Origin of the sequence: Stutzerimonas stutzeri (genome assembly GCF_024448935.1) — a bacterium.
Classification (GTDB): domain Bacteria; phylum Pseudomonadota; class Gammaproteobacteria; order Pseudomonadales; family Pseudomonadaceae; genus Stutzerimonas; species Stutzerimonas stutzeri_AO.
Map to the genome: position 1 here is coordinate 1 of NZ_JAMOIE010000169.1, position 3,473 is coordinate 3,473.

Sequence of the window (3,473 nt, forward strand, 5' to 3'; positions counted from 1 at the left end):
CAAGAATTATCCGCAGTCGGAAATTATGTCGGGTATGCAGCAGGGGTGGCGGCGCGCCTGGCTGCCAACCACTGCCGACTTTGCATAATTTCAGAGGCTTTCCAGAAACTTCAGCAGGGCGTCAGTCGGACGATAGCGCGTGCGCTTGGTTTCGGGTGGGCCAATGGTGGCAAGCGCATGTTCCTTCATGGTCAGGTCGGCTTCGACATAACCGTGGGTGGTGACCGGGCTTTCGTGGCCCAACCATAGCGCGATGACGGTGATGTCCACTCCGGCCTGCAGCAGGTGCATGGCCGTCGTATGCCGTAGCGTGCGTGGTGACACCTTGCGTTGCTGCAACTGGGGACACTTCTTTGTCGCCGCGGTGACAGCCAAGGCAATCCGTTCAGCCACATTCGAGCGCGTCATCGGCAATCCGCGTCGGCTGGGTACCAGGGGCTGCTCCGCCCGCAAGCCGACGTACTGCAGCCAGTGACGGATCTCGACGGCCGTTTCTTTCCACAGCGGCACGGTTCGCTGCTTACGCCCCTTGCCGTGCAGGCACACCGAAGGGGTGACCTCCAGCGTCACGTCAGCCACGCGGATGCCGATCAACTCGGAGACTCGGGCTCCCGTGTTGTAGAGCAGCGCGATCAGGATACGATCGCGCCGGCCGCACCATGTATTGGCATCGGGCGCGGCGAGCAGCGCCTGAACCTCGTCGCGGGAAAGAAACCCGAGCAGTGGTTTGTCGAAGCGCTTCATCGGGATGGCCAATATTTGCTGGGCCAACTGCAGAGCTGGCGGGCATTGCAAGGCCACGTAGTGGGCAAAGGCTCGCACGGCTGCCAAGCGCGCGTTGCGGCTGCGCACGGAGTTATGCCGCTCGGCTTCAAGATGGGCGAGAAACTCGAGCACCAATGTCGCATCGAAGTCGTTCAGCGTCAGCTTGGCGGGCGGTTTGCCCCTCTCGCGCTCGATGTAGCGAAGCAGCAGACGGAAGGTGTCACGGTAAGCGGCCACCGTTCTCGGGCTCACGTTCTTTTGTTGTATGAGGCGTTCGGCAAAGAAGCGCTGGAGCAGGGCAGAAAATTCGGCAGCGTCGGCCAGCAAGGGGGTCATTGCGAAGCCCCCAGGGCATAACGCTGGAAGCGCTCAGCCGCAATCGCCACCAGTTCCGGCACGCCGGTGAAGTACCAGTAGGTATCGCTCACCCTGGCATGCCCCACATACGTCGATAGCGCCAGTACGGCGTGCTCGTCATCGATGCCCTGCTGGTAGAAGCGCAGCATGCTGCTCACGATAAAGGTGTGCCTCAGATCGTGCAGACGGTGATGGGCATGGTTCCCGCGCGGCTGCCAGTCGAGTTGCCGGCACAGCGTCTGTAGGGCGTATAGCAATGCGCGCTGATTGGCCGGCTGGCCGTCATCGCGCAGAAAGAACCGTTCGCACGCGGGCCGCGGCACGAGCTGGTCACGCCGCCGGGCATATGCGCGCAGCTGCTCGGTGACACTCGGATGCAGCGGCACCAAACGACGCTGATGAAACTTGGCCTCCTCGATACAAAGCACCCCGCTCGCCAGATCGACGTCTGCACGCGTGAGCTCAAGCGCCTCGGCGATACGCAGCCCGCTCGCGGCCAGCAATCCAAATACGGTACGGCAGGTTGCGGCGCGCAGCCCGTTGATCGGAATGAGATCATCGGTAGCCTCGAGGAGCGCAACCAGTTCCGCAGCCGTGTAGATGTGCAGAACCAGGCGCCGGTGAGCAGAACCGAAGAGATCGCGTGGCGGAATCTCGGTGGCCGGATCGAGACGCTGGCAGAATCGGGCGAAACCACGCAGAACCTCGATGCGGCGCGCCCATGTGAGCGGGCTTGGACGCCGTGAATCGCGGGCCCAGGCGACGGCAAGCGCCACCGTCAGATGATCCGCCGTGCTGATCTGGTCAGCGAAGTGGGCGAACGATCTGAGCCGCGTTTTATCATTCGTCAGCTTGAATCCGAGGCCGCGCCGATATACCAAATACGCCTCGACGCGTGACATCCAGGAAATCGACGTGTTCATGAGCGACTCCCGGGCCAGGGCAATGCGACGGCGCGCAAACCTTCCAGGTCGACGCGGGCGTAGACGCTGGCCGTGTCGATGCTTCGGTGGCGCAGCAGATCGGCGATTTCCTTGACCGACGCCCCTGCGCGCTGCAGACGGGTCGCCGTGGTACGGCGCAGGACATGGGTATTGCAGAACTGATCACGCAAGCCGCAGCGGACAAAGGCGCGATTCATGGCGTTGCGGATGGCTGCCACGCTGAGCGGTATGCCGGCGGGCGCGCGGTGGCGCACGAACAAATTGCGGTCAGTCGTCTGCGGTCGTCCCTGTCGCAGATAGCGGGCAATCGCCTCACCGGTGGGCACTGGAAGGGGCAATTGCTGCACGCGTTTGCTCTTGCTGGTGCCGAGCGTAAGCGTGCCGTTGCGCCAGTCGACCGACTGCAGTGTCAGGTGAGCCACTTCATCGCCACGCAAACCAAGGTCAAGCAGGCAGCGTGCGATGGCGTAATCACGCAGTTCGACCGGATTTGAGCAATCGAATGCCTTGAGAAACGCCGCCAACTGGGCGTCCGAGAGCGCCTTGGGCAAGGTGGCATGCCGCCAGTCCGCGACGCTCGGGAGGCTCGCCGAGAGCGCGTCGGTCGACTCCCCCAGCAAGGCGCGGAAACGAAAATAGCTACGCAAACTGTTGCACCCCGCCCGCAGCGATGCCGGTCGCAAGCGCGGGATCAAGGTCGCTACAAACGCATCAATCTGGGCGCCGGACAGTGGCGATAGGACAAGCGGCTCGGCGCCGAAGCAGTAAGCGAGAAGTGCTCCGACATCTTTGCATCGACGCGCATTTGTTTGGGGGGCCACGCCGCAGATGTTCTGAAGATAATCGCCAAACCGGTCAAGCTCAGTTGTGATCGGATCATCTGTGGATGATTTCACTGGACGCCGTTGTGCCAGCAGCTTCAGCAAGTGCCGGAGTGCCGCCCTGCTATTGACCGTGCCGGAATGCAGCGACATAGAACAGGTACAGGCAGGTAAATGCTCGCGGACGAAGCGCTCGGCGAGCACTGCGTCGATGCTCTCCACACACAGCGCTTCGGCCTTCATCCAGTGACCGAAGTGGGCCAGAGCATGCAAATAGAGGTCGATCGTGCGCTTAGCGTAGCGCCGGACAAGTAGGGCTTCGACGTAAGGAACGGCGGTGGCGCTGAGCGGGCTGTCGTTGAGCTCGTCGCGGCAAGAAAGTCTCGCCAGGTATTGATCCGCAGACATGGTGTGCTCCTGTAGAGGGGACGGGCCCTACAGGAAACCACCGAAAATTATGGCGTGTCCGAAACGCGCCAGGAGACTCGCAAAGCAGGCGGACTATGCGATCATGAAACCGAGTACGGGCGAACTGAGCATAATTTCCGACTGCGGATAATTCTTATTATGCCAAGCTTGGCATAAC

The 3,473-nt window shown here is 61.9% G+C and carries 3 protein-coding genes; all 3 read right to left on the reverse strand.

Going from position 1 to position 3,473, the window contains the following annotated elements; all coding sequences use genetic code 11:
* Nucleotides 1-90 precede the first annotated feature (90 nt).
* From NA637_RS24230 to NA637_RS24240, 3 genes are read right to left on the reverse strand one after another with little or no spacing between them, the layout of a single operon-like run.
* The gene (locus NA637_RS24230) at nt 91-1,101 is read right to left on the reverse strand and encodes a tyrosine-type recombinase/integrase (protein ID WP_256075070.1); all 1,011 of its coding nucleotides are present in this window, start codon (nt 1,099-1,101) and stop codon (nt 91-93) included.
* Complete coding sequence (locus NA637_RS24235; protein WP_256075073.1) at nt 1,098-2,024, reverse strand: tyrosine-type recombinase/integrase; 927 nt, start codon at nt 2,022-2,024, stop codon at nt 1,098-1,100. Before NA637_RS24235 ends, NA637_RS24230 begins: the two co-directional genes overlap by 4 nt.
* Nucleotides 2,025-2,041: 17 nt before the next feature.
* The gene (locus NA637_RS24240; protein WP_256075076.1) at nt 2,042-3,295 is read right to left on the reverse strand and encodes a site-specific integrase; all 1,254 of its coding nucleotides are present in this window, start codon (nt 3,293-3,295) and stop codon (nt 2,042-2,044) included.
* Nucleotides 3,296-3,473 lie beyond the last annotated feature (178 nt).

Coding starts and splice junctions, on each gene's coding strand:
- NA637_RS24230 (WP_256075070.1), bottom strand. CDS start 1,101: ATGACCCCCTTGCTGGCCGACGCTGCCGAATTTTCTGCCCTGCTCCAG.
- NA637_RS24235 (WP_256075073.1), bottom strand. CDS start 2,024: ATGTCACGCGTCGAGGCGTATTTGGTATATCGGCGCGGCCTCGGATTC.
- NA637_RS24240 (WP_256075076.1), bottom strand. CDS start 3,295: ATGTCTGCGGATCAATACCTGGCGAGACTTTCTTGCCGCGACGAGCTC.